Genomic DNA, 17,392 nt, shown 5'->3' with positions numbered 1-17,392 from the left:
TTAAATTATTCCTACATGTAAGATTTATATGCTAAATTCAAGATTAGCGATTAGCTTAATGTCTTTTCCAAGAGCTAAGCCCCCATTATGATGAAAAGAATTATAATCTAAGCCAAAGTCCTGACGCTTAATTTCACCTTTAATTTCAAAGGCTACTTTTTTCTCTCCATTATAAGTATTCACTCCTATAAATTCTGCATCAAGTTCTACAACTCTCGTAACATCTTTTATCGTTAAATCTCCCTTAAAGAAATTGATATTGTTATTTACTTTTTGGAATGAAGTCGATTTGAAACTAATGATTGGATGCTCATCTACATCAAAAAAATCCTGAAGCTGTAAATTGGTGTCAATTTGCTGAAAGCTTTCAGTTTTATTATTAATATCAAGTGAAAATTCAACCGATGCATCTTCAATTTCATTGTCTTCTAAGCTCACATAACCGCCAAATTTGTTCGTAGTTCCTCCTAAATAGGCAATTATCGAATGTCTCATTTTAATTAAAACATCTGATTGAGTAGAATCTAAAGTCCATGTTGTTTTCATAAATAACTGATTTTAATGAGTTTATAAATTATCCAAACTCTTACGGAAACTTTCACAGTGTTTCAAGTTTCCATTTTGATGCTGCAAATATAGACAGGAAACTGTAAATACCAAAAAAGTTTCCAAGTTTTTTAAAAAATATTTTAACAAATTCATTCTTAGTCCTTTTTATTTTAAATTTTAATGTTTTCTCAGCAAATGAAATTTAGAAAGCGAAAATTCATAATTGAATTGTATCTTTGAGGCTCGTAAATCAGAATTTCATTATGCACGATATTAGCCAGTACCATGATTTTTTTATTAGTTATCTTAAAAAACAAGACATACATAAAGAACCTAAAAACCTTTACGAACCTATTGAATATATTTTAGGACTTGGCGGAAAACGCATACGTCCTGTTTTAACTTTAATGGCTGCTGAAGTTTTTGATACCGAGTACGATGCTGCACTTCCAGCTGCAATGGCCGTTGAAGTTTTCCATAATTTTTCGCTGGTTCATGATGATATTATGGATGATGCGCCTTTGCGAAGAGGACAAGTTACAGTTCATGAAAAATGGGATCTAAATACTGGAATACTTTCAGGAGATGCCATGCTTATTTTAGCTTATCAATATTTTGAACAATACGAACCGATAGTTTTTAGAAACCTGGCAAAATTATTTAGTAAAACTGCTCTTGAGGTTTGCGAAGGACAACAATGGGATGTTGATTTCGAAACTCGTAAAGATGTTACGATTCCCGAATATTTAAAGATGATTGAATACAAAACAGCTGTTTTGGTTGCCGCTGCCATGAAAATGGGTGCAATTGTTGCCAAAACTTCTGAAAAAGAAGCTGATTTAATCTATGATTTTGGACTTAATTTAGGATTGGCTTTCCAATTGCAGGATGATTATTTAGATGCTTTTGGTGACCCTGAAACTTTTGGAAAACAAGTTGGAGGCGATATTATTGAAAACAAAAAAACCTATTTATATCTAAAAGCTTTAGAGTTTTCTTCTACAGAAAAAGCTCAAGAATTAGAAAAATTATTCAGTTTACAATTAGAAGATAATTCAGAAAAAATAGAAACTGCAAAAGCCATTTTTAATGAATCTGGAGCTTCAAAAGCAACACAAGAAGCAATCGAAATGTATACGTTTAAAGCTTTTGAAACTTTAGAAAAAATGGAAATTAATGCTGAAAAGAAAAATGTTTTAAGAACTTTCGGCGAAAATTTAATGGGCCGTAAGGTTTAGTAATCAGTTTTCAATAAATCTAAAATCAACAATCTAATATCTAAAATCTCATGTTTGTAGCACCAACTAGTACAGAAGCACTTTTAGAGCAAGCTCAGGCAGAGACTTTATATTTAAACTTGATTGAGCAGATTAATAAAGATTTTAATTTGGCAAATGAAGGAATTGATTTTCCGCTTAGCATTTCACCTGACGAATTAAAAATCCAACTTCACGAAAAAATCTACAGAATGATTCAGTACAAGTTTGCTGAATATTTGAACCTTCTTTATATAATTGATGTTTCTGAAATCGAAATCAAAAAACTTGACGGTTCAGATTTAGTCATTCTTGCTGAACAAGTTGCTTTCTTAATTTTAAAAAGAGAATGGCAGAAAGTATGGTTTCGAAATTTTTATAAGTAAGGTTCTGAGTTACTAAGATTCTAAGCTGTTAAGGCTTTTCTTCTTTGCGAACAATTTTATTTAATTTATCTAATTCGTCGGGAAAACCAAATACGCTTACGTCTATTTTACTTCCTATAATCTGGAATCGATTGCATACAAAGCAAATTTTTGAAATACCAATTATTCTTCCTCTCTTTTTAAAAATAAAAATATCCCTATATTCTGCAATACAAGCAGCTGCATCTGGAATTGGCAAATCTTTTTCACTAAATACAGATTCAATCTTTTTCTGTTGTTTAATGCTTAATTTTGACTTCTTATAATTGTGTTTCAGTAAAATTTTCTCAAAATCTTCTGTTGGAATACTATCGGGATAATAACCCGAAAATAAATCGCTTAATTCAAGCTCTTTTTCAGTTTTATTATCTTTCCTTATAAGTTTGAAAAAATCATCTTCAGAAAAATTCAAATAATAATGTTCAATTTGATCAGAATCAAAAAAAGGTTTTAATTCTTTTTTTACTTTTTTTATATTTTCAGTTCTATTTTTAGTATCCTTTTTTGCAGAGTCATTACAACTCAAAAGTAAAATTGAAGCAATTATTAAAATATATTTTTTCATTAATGTCAGAATAAAAATCTTAGAATCTTAGCATCTTAGAACCTTAGCGACTTAAAAATACACCCTCACAAAAGGCATAAATCCAGATCCGTAAAGACTTCTGTCTGGATCGTACAAAACATCGTAGCGCGCACCAATAGTTACATTTCCAGTTCTGTAACCTGCACCTAGATAAAGAGCGGTGTTCCAAAAATTATCAGAATAACTTGGCCTGTATGGTGTAGAATCATAATCTGTGTTAACACGAACCTGCTCTAACTCTGCGGATAATTGAAGTTCAGGAATCGGGTTTACAAGCGTAATTACGCTTCCGCCATAAACATACGATTCATAATAGTTTCTTGAGTTTAAGTAACCAAATTGTAAACCAAGACCAACGGCAACAATTTCGTTAACATTGTAAATGGCACTTGGCATTACAGAAATATCAGTATAACCAGAACCAATTCCTAAACCTAATCCGCCGCCAAATTGTACTTTTTCCCAGAAATGATTACTGTTGTCAATAACATATTTTTGTTGTGCAATAGAATAACTTGAGAATAAGGCTGTCAAAATCACAAATAAATATCTGCAATCGATTGAAAATTGAATTTTATTCATAGTTAACGTTTATTTTAACAAATTTTTACGTAAAAGTACGTAAAAAAAAGATTTAAATAAATGTGATTGTTGTACTTTTGCCTTTCTATATAACAAAAAGTATATTCACTCATATTATGGATAGGTTTTCATTTTTAAACGCAGCGCATACCGAGTTTTTTGCACAATTATACGATCAATATCTAGTAAACCCAGACAGCGTTGAGCCTAGCTGGAGAAGTTTCTTTCAAGGTTTTGACTTTGGAATGACTACTTATAACGACGAAAATCCAGTGCAGACTATAGTTGAGTACGTGACTAGCGACAACACAGATTACAGTCAGATTTCTGAAAAACTAAAGAAAGAATTCAACGTTCTTAAATTAATTGACGGATACCGTACGCGCGGGCATTTATTCACAAAAACAAATCCAGTTCGTGACCGTAGAACTTCATCTCCAACTTTGGATATCGAAAACTTCGGATTATCTACAGCAGATCTTTCGACTGTTTTTGATGCTGCACAAACAATTGGAATGGCACCATCTTCTTTACAAGATATCGTAAATCGCCTTAAGGCTATTTACTGCCAGCATATTGGTATTGAATATATGTACATTAGAAATCCTGGTGTTGTAAAATGGATTCAGGATAAATTAGCAGTTGATAATAATCAGCCTAATTTTTCTACAGAAGAAAAGAAAACGATCTTAAATAAATTAAACGAAGCTGTTTCTTTCGAGAACTTCCTTCATACTAAATATGTTGGACAAAAACGTTTTTCACTAGAAGGTGGAGAATCTATTATTCCAGCTTTAGATGCTTTAATTGAGCAGGCTGCAGAAAAAGGTGTTGAACAATTCGTAATGGGAATGGCTCACCGTGGCCGTTTGAACGTTTTGGCAAACATATTCGGAAAATCTACTCAAGATATCTTTGGTGAGTTTGACGGAAAAGATTACGATCAAGAATACTTTGATGGTGACGTAAAATACCACTTAGGTCTTACTGCCGACAAAAAAACAAGATCTGGAAAAAGCATCAATATCAATTTAGCACCAAACCCTTCTCACTTAGAAACTGTTGGAGCTGTAATTGAAGGAATTACAAGAGCAAAACAAGATAAATATTTCCCAGAAGATTTTTCAAAAGTACTACCTATCGCCGTTCACGGAGATGCTGCAATTGCAGGTCAGGGTATTTTGTATGAAATCATCCAAATGGCCCAGCTTGACGGCTATAAAACTGGAGGAACAATTCACATTGTAATTAACAACCAAGTTGGTTTTACGACTAACTATTTAGATGCTCGTTCTTCTACTTATTGTACAGACGTTGCTAAAGTTACACTTTCACCAGTTTTACACGTAAATGCTGATGATGCTGAAGCTGTTGTACATGCAGTATCTTTTGCATTAGATTACAGAATGCAGTTTGGACGTGACGTCTTTATCGACTTATTAGGATACAGAAAATACGGTCATAACGAAGGTGACGAACCTCGTTTCACGCAGCCGGTTTTATATAAAATCATCGCTAAACATAAGAATCCAAGAGATATCTATGCTGAAAAATTATTGTCTGACGGCGTAATCGATGCATCTTATGTAAATGCTTTAGAAAAAGAATACAAATCTGCTTTAGAAGAAAATTTAGAAGCTTCTCGTAAAAAAGATTTAACAATCATAACTCCATTCATGAAAAACGAATGGGATGGATTTGTTCAGGTAACTGATACACAAATGCTTCAAAAAGTAGATACTACTTTTAGTAAAGAAGGATTAGATTCTATCATCAATACAATCTCAACATTACCAGAAGACAAGAAATTCATTAACAAGATAACTAAAATTGTTACGGATAGAAAAGCAGGATACGACAACAACACTATCGATTGGGGAACTGCAGAAGCTCTAGCTTACGGTTCACTTTTAACAGAAGGATTTGACGTTCGTATTTCTGGTCAGGACGTAGAGCGTGGTACATTCTCTCACCGCCATGCTGTAGTTAAAGTTGAAGATTCTGAAGAAGAAGTAATTCTTTTAGATGCTATCGAAAACAAAAAAGGAAAATTCGGCGTTTTCAACTCTCTTTTATCTGAATATGGAGTTCTTGGTTTTGATTACGGATATGCATTGGCTAATCCAAAAGCATTAACTATTTGGGAAGCACAATTTGGAGATTTCTCTAACGGAGCCCAAATCATGATTGACCAATATATTTCATGTGGTGAAGACAAATGGAACAACCAAAACGGTATTGTTTTATTATTGCCTCACGGATACGAAGGACAAGGTGCAGAACACTCTTCTGCAAGAATGGAACGTTACTTACAACTTTGTGCAAGACAAAATATGTATGTTGCAGATTGTACAACGCCAGCTAACTTCTTCCACTTGTTAAGAAGACAAATGAAAACTAATTTCCGTAAACCTTTGGTAGTTTTCTCTCCAAAAAGTTTATTAAGAGATCCAAGATGTGTCTCTACAGTTGAAGAATTGGCAAGCGGAAGCTTCCAAGAAACAATTGACGACAATACAGTAGATAAAAAAGCAGTAAAAACTTTAGTTTTTGTTACTGGTAAATTCTACTATGACATTACTGCAGAAAGAGAAAACAATGGTAGAAATGATGTTGCAGTTGTTCGTATCGAGCAATTGTTCCCTTTCCCTGTTGAGCAGATTAAAGAAATCATTGCAAAATATCCAAATGCTGATGATTATGTTTGGGCTCAGGAAGAACCTAAAAACATGGGAGCTTACAGTTTTATGTTAATGAACTTTGATCTAGTAAAATGGAGATTAGCTTCGTTAAAAGCTTACGCTGCGCCAGCATCTGGAAGTTATACACGTGCAAAACGTCGTCATGCAGATGCAATTAGAATGGTATTCGATAAAAATTTATTTAGATAAAAAAAATGTTTCAAGTTTCGGTCCCGATAGCTATCGGGATTAAAACCATAAAAACCTTAAACAAAAACAAAGATGATTTTAGAAATGAAAGTCCCATCACCAGGGGAGTCAATAAAAGAAGTTGAAATTGCAACTTGGTTAGTAAAAGACGGAGATTATGTAGAGAAAGATCAGGCTATTGCTGAAGTAGATTCAGATAAAGCTACTCTTGAATTGCCTGCTGAAATGAGCGGTGTAATTACACTAAAAGCTGAAGAAGGTGATACAGTTGCAGTAGGTGCTGTAGTTTGTTTAATTGATACAGATGCTGCAAAACCAGCAGGTGATGCAACAGCTCCAGCGGCTGAAGCTCCTAAAGCTGAGGCACCAAAAGCGGAAGCTCCGAAGGCTGAAGCGCCAAAAGCTGAGGCACCGAAAGCGGCTCCAGCAGCAACAAGTTATGCAGCCGGAACTCCATCTCCTGCGGCAAGAAAAATATTAGACGAAAAAAATATTGCTCCAGCAACAGTTTCTGGAACTGGTAAAGGCGGAAGAATCACTAAAGATGACGCTGTAAATGCAGTGCCTTCTATGGGAACTCCAACTGGTGGAAGCCGTGGAACTGAGCGTACAAAATTATCAATGTTACGTCGTAAAGTAGCAGAAAGATTAGTTTCAGCTAAAAATGAAACTGCTATGCTTACTACTTTCAACGAAGTAAACATGACGCCAATCAACCAAATTCGTAATGAATACAAAGATGCTTTCAAAGCGAAACACGGTGGTTTAGGTTTAGGTTTTATGTCATTCTTTACAAAAGCAGTTACAAGAGCTTTACAATTATACCCAGATGTGAACTCAATGATGGATGGTGATTACAAAATCGCTTATGATTTTGCTGATATCTCAATCGCAGTTTCTGGACCAAAAGGATTAATGGTTCCTGTGGTTCGTAATGCTGAATTATTGACTTTCCGTGGTATCGAAGCTGAAATCAAAAGATTAGCTTTAAGAGCTCGTGATGGTCAAATTACAGTTGATGATATGACTGGAGGAACTTTCACAATCACTAACGGTGGTGTTTTCGGAAGTATGTTAAGTACTCCAATCATCAACCCTCCTCAATCAGGAATTTTAGGAATGCACAACATCATCGAGCGTCCAATCGCTGTAAACGGTAAAGTTGAAATTCACCCAATGATGTACGTAGCACTTTCTTACGATCACAGAATTATCGACGGACGTGAGTCTGTTGGTTTCCTGGTTGCTGTAAAAGAGGCTTTAGAAAATCCAGTAGAATTATTAATGAATGGCGATGCTAAACGTGCTTTAGAATTGTAATTATAATAATTTTCTGCTATACAAAAAACCTGTTCATTAATACGAACAGGTTTTTTTTGCTTAATATTAGCTTAAAATCTCCTTAATTTGTTAATTTTTCAAACAAATGTAAATTTTACCCTTTAAAAATATTTTATTTAGAATAAATAAAAACAAACTTGCATGATTTATATTCAACATGTAAATTTGCGCTATTAAAATCAATTCTAAATAAAAATGAAATCTAAATTTACAATTTCTTTTTTGAGTTTTTGTTTTTTCTTATTAGCGGGCACAATAGCTTCTGCACAGGAAAAAGCAACTATTAAAGGTCAAATTAGTTTATCCAATGATGAAGCTGCTGATAATGTTTCGGTATCATTAAAAGGAACCAAAATAGGAACCAATACAGATAGCAATGGTTTTTATGAAATTAAAAATCTTAAACCAGGAAACTACGTAATTAGAGTTTCTGCTGTCGGGTACTCATCAAAAGAAAAAAGTATTACCTTAAATAACGGTGATGATTTAGTTGAAGATTTTATTATTAGCTCAAATTCAGAACAATTAGATGAAATTGTTTTAAATGGAAATGCTAAAAAAAACACATTTGCTCGTAAAGAAACACAACAAGTTTCAAGATTACCTCTTAAAAATCTTGAAAATCCACAAGTATATACTACAATTACAAGCGAACTTTTAAAAGAGCAAGTTGTTACAAATATTGATGACGCTTTAAAAAATGCTCCAGGATTAACACCGCTTTGGGCCTCTACGGGTCGTGGAGGTGACGGTGCAGGATATTTTTCGTTAAGAGGATTTGCTGTACAGCCAACTATGATTAATGGATTACCAGGATTATCAAACGGAGGTTTAGATCCTGCAAACATTGATAAAATTGAAGTAATCAAAGGACCATCTGGAACTTTATTTGGAAGCAGCTTAATCTCTTACGGAGGTTTAATTAACTTAACTACAAAAAAACCTTACGATCATTTTGGTGGAGAGGTTAGTTATACTGCTGGAAGTAATGGTTTAAACAGAGTTACTGCAGATGTTAATACTCCAGTAGACGAAGAGCACAAAATTAATTTCCGTGTAAATACAGCTTACCACACAGAAAATAGTTTTCAAGATGCAGGATTCAAAAAATCATTCTTTTTTGCACCATCATTATCATACCAAGTTAGTGACAAACTTTCGTTTTTCATCAATACAGAATTTATGAACAACAAACAGACTAACCCTACTATGTTATTTTTAGATAGAGGTGCTGTATTGAGAGTTCATAATATGGATGAATTAGGTTATGATAATAAACGTTCTTACACTAGTAATGAACTTGCAATTGAAACACCATCATACAACTTACAAGGTCAAATGATGTACAAATTTAATGATCAATGGACTTCGCAGACTGTAGTTTCAAGAGGTTCATCGTCATCTGAAGGATACTATTCTTACATCTACGAAGGCACGCAATATGCTCCTGATGAGATAAGTGAAGGAATTGTTTTATCACGTTATATGAATTACCAAAATTCAACAACACTTACGACTGACATTCAGCAAAACTTCATTGGCGATTTCAAAATTGGAAACATGAGAAACAGAATCGTTGCTGGTTTGGATTACTTTAATAGAGGATTAATTGACAATAGTTCAAATTATGTAACAAATGGTAATATTTACATTGGTAATCTAGATGTAGCAACTGTAAATCAGTATTTATACCAAATTACAGACCCCGCTAAATATATTACAAATGGAGATAATGGAAATCTAACTAAAGCAGGAACTGACGCTCTTATCGCTAATGCAGGAATTAGCATGAATAGAACAAAGCAAGAAGTTTACAGTGCTTATGTTTCTGATGTATTTAACTTTACTCCTGCTTTGTCTGCAATGGCAAGTTTACGTGTGGACCGTTTTATTACTGCTGGAAATGTAGCAACAAAAGATGATGATTTTAATCAAACTTCTTTTTCTCCTAAATTTGGTTTAGTGTACCAGCCAATTCTTGATAAAGTTTCGATTTTTGCAAACTATATGGATGGTTTCGCTAATTCTGCTCCAGTAACAGAAATTTTAGCTGATGGATCTACACGTCCAAGAACTTTTAAACCAGAGCATGCTAACCAATTCGAAATTGGAACAAAATTAAACGTGTTTCAAGATAAACTTTACGCAACATTCAGCTACTATGACATTCAAGTAAAAGATCAAGTTTACGTAATTTACGGTGCAACAACTCAAACAGCTTTCCAAGATGGAGCACAAAGAAACAAAGGTTTTGAAGCAGAATTCGTGGCAAATCCAGTTGCTGGTTTAAACATCGTTGCTGGTTACAGTTATGTTGATGCTATCTTAAACGCTGGAGATCCATCGTTTGTAGGACAAAGACCAGAAAGTTCTGGACCAAGAAATTTAGCAAATCTTTGGGCAAGTTATAAATTCCCTCAAGGAGATTTACAAGGTTTTGGTTTAGGTTTTGGAGGAAACTATGCTGATAAAAACTTAATCATGAACAGAAATGTTATAGGTCAGTTTGCATTACCTTCTTACACTGTTTTAAATTCATCAGTATTCTACGGAACTGAAAAATATACCTTGACATTAAAATTAGACAATATTACTAATGTTGACACTTACGATGGTTGGTCTACAATTCATCCAAGAAATATGAGAACTGTTGCAGCAAACTTCTCATACAGATTTTAATAAAAACATTCAACCACCTTTTTTGCAAGAGAAAGGTGGTTTTTAAATTTCTAAAATTATGATAACAATTGCCAGCCTTATCGTTTTTCTAGCTTTTTATACGCTTTATTATACTTCAAAAAGAGCGGTTTTGTCTTATGATTTAGGTTTTGAAAAATGGATGCAGAAAAATCCAAAACAGACAAAAATCATCGGACTAGCCCTTTTATTATCTGCTTATTTGATGTGGCTTTTTACTCAGTCTTTAGGCTGTGGTACTTTGATGTTTTTTGTTCAGCTAATGACAGTTGGAAGTTTAATCATCATACTTACACCATTAAAAAAAGTAAACAGTAAAGCACTTCTAGCAATCTTGATTATAGTTGCATTCCTAGAACTTTATTATAATTAGAAACCTTATTAAATTAAAATATGCCGGCAAATTCAAAATATTTAAATCCTTCATTTTGGCCTCGTTTTACCAAAATAACAGCTGCTATTTTAGGAGGTTACTTTGTTTCTGTTACATTTCATTTGGCTTTAGCTTCTTGGTTTAGTCGTGCAGATGTTTTAATAACAATGGCTTTTACTGGTTTTATTGTTTGGGTTGCTTTAATGGTAATTGCATTTTTAGCCAAAAGCGGCTGGAAAATCTGGGGAATTTACATCCTGCTGACTTTACTTTTTTGTCTTTTTATTTATCTGGGTCAAACTTATAACCATACGGCAAAATAATATTTATGAACAACCGTCATTACAATATCTATTTTCATACTCATACTGTCAGCGGAATCGTTATCAGTGTAGTCCTTTTTGTAATTTTCTTTGCTGGATCTTTTTCTTTTTTTAGAGATGATATCATTAATTGGGAAAGAAGTGAATCTACAGCAATTACAAGAGAAATTCAGTTAGACTACGATAAAGCCCTGCAGCATCTTGATAAAAAATATGTTTTGCACGGAAGAAATATTACTATTTCTAAGCCTTCTACAGAAGAAAGAGTAGCTGTTTATATGGAAGGGACCAAAGATACTCTGGCTCCAGCCAAGCAAAAAGAAGGACAGTTTTTTTATTTAAACACAAAAAACTTTAAATCTTTTACTTATGAAGAATCCTATTCTTTAGGTGAGCTATTATATCGTTTGCACTTCTTAGCACAAATTCCTTATCCAATAGGATATTATCTTTCAGGTTTTACAGCTCTATTTTTCCTATTCGCAATTGTAACTGGAGTATTGCTTCATTGGAAAAAAATTGTATCTAACTTTTATATGTTCCGTCCGAAAGAAAAATTAAAAACACTTTGGACAGATGCTCACACGGCGCTTGGAATGATTGGTTTACCATTTCAATTCGTATATGCAGTTACAGGTGCTTTCTTTATGATCAAACTTTTGATCGTAGCTCCCGCAGTAATGGCTCTATACAATGGCGATCAAGATAAATTGTATAAAGAATTAGAATATAAAGACCCTGATTATAAATTTAAAAATAAGAAACTAGCAGCTCCTTTTAACATTGATGAACTGGTTGCAAAAACAAAAAAGAATTGGTCTGATTTTGAAATCACACGCGTTTTTATTCAAAACTACGGCGATGCGAATATGCATGTTTTAGTTGAAGGAGAACTTTTAAGTCACAAAAAATTTACTGGAATTGGAAAGGTCATTTACCGAATTGCTGATGAAAAAGAAATTGCTAAAAAAGATCCAATCTCTCAAACCAATTATTTAGACATCGTAAAAAATGTTTTATACCGAATTCACTTTGGTGATTATGGCGGATATGCTTTAAAAATCGTGAGCTTTATTTTAGGAATTATTACCTGTTTTGTAATTATCTCTGGAGTTATGATTTGGCTGATTGCAAGACAGAAAAATAATATGCCTGAAAAGAAAAGACGATTCAATGCAGCTGTTGTTCGCATTTATCTGGCTATTTGTTTGAGCATGTATCCAATTACTGCTTTGGCTTTTATTGGAAGTAAAATTTTCTATCCGTTGAGCCAATCGAATCTATTTATGCTTTATTTTGGCGGATGGTTATTACTTGCAATCTTCTTTATCATTAAAAAGAACGATGCTTTTACCAATAAATTCTGTTTAATTTCAGGAAGTGTTTTAGGGTTTTTAATTCCAATTACCAACGGAATTGTTTCAGGAGATTGGTTTTGGACATCTTTCTTAAACAACAAAATTCAAATTTTCTTTATTGATGTTTTCTGGATTTTCCTGGCTTCGATTTCATTATACGTTGCCTACCATTTAAAACCTAAAAAAGCGGTTGCTTAATTATTTTTTTTTCCACAGATTATAAGAATTATAGTTTTTTTTTAATTAAAGTGAACAAAACAAAAATCTGTAGAATCCGCGCAAAAAACTTTGTGCCTTAGCGTCTTTGCGCTATCTAAATCTTTTGCATAAACATCCATAACAAATAAAATAATCTACAATAATTTGTCCCATATAAGTTTTGAGCCTACTTTTACGCTTTTAATCAAAAATGGGATTCAAAACCAAAATACGTTTTCTGCATAAATGGCTCGGATTAATTTCTGGGCTTATTGTTTTTATAATCAGTATTACAGGCTGTATTTTTTGCTTTCATGATGAAATAAAAGATGTTACAAGAAAAGAATGGCGATTGGTTGAACCTCAAAACAAACCATTTATACTGCCTTCTGTTTTAGAAAAAAAAGCAAAAGAGATTGTTCCGAAGAATAAAACGAGCATGGTTTCTTATTACGGCAAAAACCGTTCAGCGATTGTTTATACTTATTCTGAAACTGAAAATTTATACCTCTATTTCAATCCTTACACAGGTAAATATTTAAAAACCGAAAATCCAGAAACAGATTTTTTTATTATTGTTGAATACATTCATTTGTATTTACTCCTTCCCGATTATATTGGAAAACATATTATTGGCGGCGCGACCATTATTTTTATTCTGTTATTAATTTCTGGACTTATCCAATGGTGGCCTAAAAAGAGGTCTGACCTTAAAAGAAGTCTTACGGTAAAATGGTCTGCAAAATGGCGTCGGGTAAATTACGACTGGCATAATACTTCTGGTTTTTACATTTTGATTATAGCATTAATTTTAGCCATTACCGGACTTACCTTTACTTATGAATGGGTTGGCGACGGAATTTACAAAACATTTAATTTTGGCGGCGACAAAATACTCGAAACAAAACTTCCTGTAATTGACACAACTCAATTAAAAACCAATTCAATTACAGCAATAGACCGTGCATATCTTCAAACCACAAAACTACAGCCAGATGCCGAAATGTTTTTTGTATTAATCCCGCAGCAAAAAGGAGATATTATTAGTACAGGCGCTTATCCGCACACGTTAAGATACGATCATCAAAGCAATTATTACTTTCATCCAAATGATGGGAAATTAATTGATAAACAACCTTTTGAAAACAAAACTCTGGGATTACAGATTGTCGAAATGAATTACGGAATTCACACCGGCCAAATATTAGATTTACCCGGAAAAATTATTGCTTTTATAGCAAGCTTATTTGTTGCAGCGCTTCCTGCAACTGGATTTATTATTTGGTACGGAAGAAAATACAAAAGCAAAAAATCTAAAGCATAAAAAAACCGCTCTGAAAAGAACGGTTTTATTTATCTCAATAAATCTTTTTAATTAATTTCTATTGGCTACAGGGTTTTTCTGTAAATTCTTAACAGAACTAACTTTACTGTCTACATAAGCTACTTCAGAAAGATTTTTTTCATTGAAAAACATCCATTTTCCAGTTTTTAATCCATCTGCATATTCACCTACTACAGTTTTATTTCCGTTTTCATCATAAGATACCCAAACACCGTCCAATTTTCCATCTTTAAAAAAGCCTTCCTGCTGTATTTTTCCATTGTCATAATAGTAAGTAGCTTTTACTTTATTTCCAACAGCTTCCAATTCAGGTTTTGTTTCTTGTGCTGTTAGAATTCCAGAGAATAACACAGCCGCTAAAATCACACACTTTTTCATATCTTTAGGTATTAAATGTTATTGAATGTTATCAAATTGTTATCAAATATAGTTAATACTTTACATTAAACAAACTTTTGCTTAACAATTTGGTAACATTGAATAAAAACTTAACATTGGAAAAGTATTAACAATAAAAAAACCAGCGCTCAAGCACTGGTTTTACTGGTGTTTTAGAAAAAACTCTAATTTACGATAACGTTATAAATTTCGTAAATAATTTAGTTCAATAATGCACTTAGCTGTTTATCAAGTTCAGGATCAGATGGTCTAGGCGCTTCAGACTTCACAACATTTCCTTGTGGATCAATTAAGATAAATCTCGGAATTCCAGTTACACCATAATTAACGACAAACTCAGATTCCCAGTCTTTATCTGCAAAAAGCTGTGTTCCTCCCAGATGTTTATCTGTCACAAACTTTTTCCATTTTTCATTGTCTTTCAATTTATCAATAGAGATACTTACAAATTCAATGTTTTTCCCGTGATATTTTTCCTCAATCTTTTGAAGATACGGAATTTCAGCTCTACAAGGCGCGCACCAAGTTGCCCAAAGGTCGATGTAAACATATTTCCCTTTTAAGTCAGACAGTTTTGTTTTTCCGCCTTTAAAGTTGTCGTAATTAAAATCTGGAGAAGCTTTTCCAACCATTTTATTAGCTTTTGCAGCTCTTTCATATTCTTCAGCAGCATATTGGTGGAAACCGTCAAAACTACGTTTTAGTGCTGTTTTAAATTCTGGGTCAAAATTTCCTTTTTCAAGACTTTCTGTATCTGCTTTTAATTTAGCATCAAGTAATGCTGTAAATTCCCCTGATTCTTTAGAAAAAGCATCTTTCTGAAAGTTTTCATCTTTTAAAGCTTGCTGCGCCAAAAAGTTACTTTCATCTACACCTTTACCTTTATATATAATAGTCTCATCAAATTCTTTAGCGTTCATGGTCAGATTAACTTCAGAATTTGGTTTTAAATATAAATTTGAAGATTCTGTTCCATCAGAAAACATATAAAATCCTTTTGGAGCATCAAAAGCCGCAGTAAAAACCTCTTTTTTATTGATTGGAATTACTTGCTTAAAATTATCTTTTCCTTTAATAACTAAAGTGTCACTGTTTCTATTTGATATTTTAGCCGTGAACTTAATCGAATTTTTACTTTGACCAATAACATTCAAAGCATTAAAAATTACCAACCCTGCAACAAAAAGTTTTTTCATAGGTATTTAAATTTGTTTTTAATGATTCAAAACTAAAGAATTTAAAGCTTCGTGATTTAAGAATTAACAAAATATTTAAAATTATTCTACATCAACTTATCACTTTACTATATTAATTTGAATTTTGTGTTTACTTTTGCAGTCTAAAATTTGCATCATGTATAGAAGTCATAATTGCGGCGAACTAAATGCCTCAAATATTAATACGGAAGTTACTCTAGCGGGCTGGGTACAAAAGTCACGCGATAAAGGATTTATGAATTGGGTTGACTTACGTGACCGTTACGGAATTACACAACTTATTTTTGATGAAAGCCGTACCGATAAAACAGTTTTTGAATTGGCTAAAACTCTAGGAAGAGAATTTGTTATTCAAGTAAAAGGAACTGTAATTGAGCGTGAAGCTAAAAACAAAAACATTCCAACTGGTGAAATCGAAATTTTAGTTTCTGAACTAACGATTTTAAATACTGCTTTAACTCCTCCATTTACAATTGAAGATGAAACTGACGGTGGAGAAGATATTAGAATGAAGTATCGCTATTTAGATATCAGAAGAAATCCTGTAAAAAACAGTTTATTATTCCGTCACAAAGTGGCAATGGAAGTTCGTAAATACTTATCAGATTTAGATTTCTGCGAAGTAGAGACTCCTTATTTAATTAAATCTACTCCAGAAGGAGCAAGAGATTTCGTTGTACCAAGCCGTATGAACGAAGGTCAGTTTTATGCTTTGCCTCAATCGCCGCAAACTTTCAAACAACTTTTGATGGTAGGAGGAATGGATAAATATTTCCAAATCGTGAAATGTTTCCGTGATGAAGATTTACGCGCAGACCGTCAGCCGGAATTTACGCAAATCGACTGCGAAATGGCATTTGTAGAACAAGAAGACATTTTGAATGTTTTTGAAGGCTTGACAAGACATTTATTAAAAGAAATTAAAGGTATTGAAGTAGATAAATTCCCTAGAATTACTTACGACTATGCCATGAAAACATACGGAAATGATAAACCAGACATCCGTTTCGGAATGAAGTTTGGCGAATTAAACGAATTTGCACAGCATAAAGAGTTTCCAGTTTTTAATAGTGCCGAATTAGTTGTCGGAATTGCAGTTCCTGGAGCAGGAAATTATACTCGTAAAGAAATTGACGGGTTAATTGACTGGGTGAAACGTCCGCAAGTTGGAGCATCAGGAATGGTGTATGTAAAATGCAACGAAGACGGAACGTTTAAATCATCTGTAGACAAATTCTACGATCAAGAGGATTTAACAAACTGGGCAAAAGCTACAGAAGCAAATCCGGGAGATATGATTTTTGTACTTTCAGGTCCTGCAAACAAAACACGTGCACAGCTTTCTGCACTTCGTATGGAATTAGCAACTCGTTTAGGATTGCGTAAACCAGAAGAATTTGCACCACTATGGGTTGTAGATTTTCCATTATTAGAATTAGACGAAGAAAGCGGACGTTATCATGCTATGCACCACCCATTTACTTCTCCTAAACCAGAAGACATGGCTTTGCTAGAAACAGAACCAGGAAAAGTTCGTGCAAATGCTTATGATATGGTTTTAAACGGAAACGAAATTGGCGGAGGATCTATTCGTATTCACGATAAAGCTACGCAGCAGTTAATGTTTAAATATTTAGGGTTTACCGAAGAAGAAGCAAAAGCGCAATTTGGTTTCTTAATGGACGCTTTCCAATTCGGAGCGCCTCCTCACGGTGGTTTAGCTTTTGGATTGGATAGATTAGTTGCTATTTTAGGAGGTCAAGAAACTATTAGAGATTTTATTGCTTTCCCTAAAAACAATTCTGGACGTGATGTTATGATTGATGCACCTGCAGCAATTGACGATGCACAA

General features: G+C 33.4%; 15 protein-coding genes. 10 read left to right on the top strand and 5 right to left on the bottom strand.

The window, feature by feature from the left end; translation table 11 throughout:
- Positions 1-24 precede the first annotated feature (24 nt).
- Positions 25-546 carry a YceI family protein gene (locus tag ASE40_RS04930; protein WP_057115752.1) on the bottom strand — a complete coding sequence of 174 codons (522 nt, stop codon included), beginning with the start codon at positions 544-546 and terminating at the stop codon, positions 25-27.
- Positions 547-812: 266 nt separating this feature from the next.
- On the opposite strand from ASE40_RS04930, the gene ASE40_RS04925 reads away from it, so the two are divergent.
- Both ASE40_RS04925 and ASE40_RS04920 read left to right on the top strand, forming a co-directional pair.
- Entirely contained in the window at positions 813-1,787 is a 975-nt protein-coding gene (locus ASE40_RS04925; protein WP_057115750.1) for a polyprenyl synthetase family protein, read from the top strand.
- Positions 1,788-1,837: 50 nt separating this feature from the next.
- Positions 1,838-2,191 (top strand): hypothetical protein, encoded by a 354-nt coding sequence (locus ASE40_RS04920; RefSeq protein ID WP_057115747.1) that lies wholly within the window; start codon positions 1,838-1,840, stop codon positions 2,189-2,191.
- Positions 2,192-2,219: 28 nt separating this feature from the next.
- Here ASE40_RS04920 and ASE40_RS04915 read toward each other — a convergent pair whose 3' ends face one another.
- Entirely contained in the window at positions 2,220-2,795 is a 576-nt protein-coding gene (locus tag ASE40_RS04915; RefSeq protein WP_057115743.1) for a hypothetical protein, read from the bottom strand.
- A gap of 51 nt (positions 2,796-2,846) precedes the next feature.
- Positions 2,847-3,398, bottom strand: coding sequence for a hypothetical protein (locus ASE40_RS04910; protein ID WP_057115741.1), 552 nt, complete (start codon positions 3,396-3,398; stop codon positions 2,847-2,849).
- A 116-nt stretch (positions 3,399-3,514) separates the two neighbouring features.
- Here ASE40_RS04910 and ASE40_RS04905 point away from each other — a divergent pair, with 116 nt between their 5' ends.
- From ASE40_RS04905 to ASE40_RS04875, 7 genes are all read left to right on the top strand, one after another.
- Complete coding sequence (locus ASE40_RS04905) at positions 3,515-6,289, top strand: 2-oxoglutarate dehydrogenase E1 component (protein ID WP_057115738.1); 2,775 nt, start codon at positions 3,515-3,517, stop codon at positions 6,287-6,289.
- Between the two features lie 72 nt (positions 6,290-6,361).
- The gene (gene odhB, locus ASE40_RS04900; RefSeq protein ID WP_057115736.1) at positions 6,362-7,609 is read left to right on the top strand and encodes a 2-oxoglutarate dehydrogenase complex dihydrolipoyllysine-residue succinyltransferase; all 1,248 of its coding nucleotides are present in this window, start codon (positions 6,362-6,364) and stop codon (positions 7,607-7,609) included.
- Between the two features lie 216 nt (positions 7,610-7,825).
- Positions 7,826-10,309, top strand: a complete 2,484-nt coding sequence (locus tag ASE40_RS04895) for a TonB-dependent receptor (protein ID WP_057115734.1) — start codon at positions 7,826-7,828, stop codon at positions 10,307-10,309.
- A 58-nt stretch (positions 10,310-10,367) separates the two neighbouring features.
- On the top strand, positions 10,368-10,700 hold the full coding sequence (locus tag ASE40_RS04890) for a hypothetical protein (RefSeq protein ID WP_057115731.1): 333 nt from the start codon (positions 10,368-10,370) through the stop codon (positions 10,698-10,700).
- Positions 10,701-10,720: 20 nt separating this feature from the next.
- Positions 10,721-11,023 (top strand): hypothetical protein, encoded by a 303-nt coding sequence (locus tag ASE40_RS04885; protein ID WP_057115728.1) that lies wholly within the window; start codon positions 10,721-10,723, stop codon positions 11,021-11,023.
- A gap of 5 nt (positions 11,024-11,028) precedes the next feature.
- Entirely contained in the window at positions 11,029-12,579 is a 1,551-nt protein-coding gene (locus ASE40_RS04880; RefSeq protein WP_057115726.1) for a PepSY-associated TM helix domain-containing protein, read from the top strand.
- A 211-nt stretch (positions 12,580-12,790) separates the two neighbouring features.
- Positions 12,791-13,903, top strand: a complete 1,113-nt coding sequence (locus ASE40_RS04875; protein ID WP_057115724.1) for a PepSY-associated TM helix domain-containing protein — start codon at positions 12,791-12,793, stop codon at positions 13,901-13,903.
- A gap of 51 nt (positions 13,904-13,954) precedes the next feature.
- Here ASE40_RS04875 and ASE40_RS04870 read toward each other — a convergent pair whose 3' ends face one another.
- On the bottom strand, positions 13,955-14,302 hold the full coding sequence (locus tag ASE40_RS04870) for a toxin-antitoxin system YwqK family antitoxin (RefSeq protein ID WP_057115722.1): 348 nt from the start codon (positions 14,300-14,302) through the stop codon (positions 13,955-13,957).
- A gap of 221 nt (positions 14,303-14,523) precedes the next feature.
- On the bottom strand, positions 14,524-15,519 hold the full coding sequence (locus ASE40_RS04865; RefSeq protein ID WP_057115720.1) for a TlpA family protein disulfide reductase: 996 nt from the start codon (positions 15,517-15,519) through the stop codon (positions 14,524-14,526).
- Positions 15,520-15,676: 157 nt separating this feature from the next.
- On the opposite strand from ASE40_RS04865, the gene aspS reads away from it, so the two are divergent.
- Positions 15,677-17,392: aspartate--tRNA ligase (aspS, locus tag ASE40_RS04860; protein ID WP_057115718.1), on the top strand; the 1,716-nt coding region annotated here is incomplete at its 3' end.

The sequence above is a fragment of the Flavobacterium sp. Root935 genome (assembly GCF_001429295.1).
Lineage (GTDB): Bacteria > Bacteroidota > Bacteroidia > Flavobacteriales > Flavobacteriaceae > Flavobacterium.
Note: the sequence above shows the minus strand (reverse complement) of the source record. Positions and strands in the feature narration are given on the sequence as shown.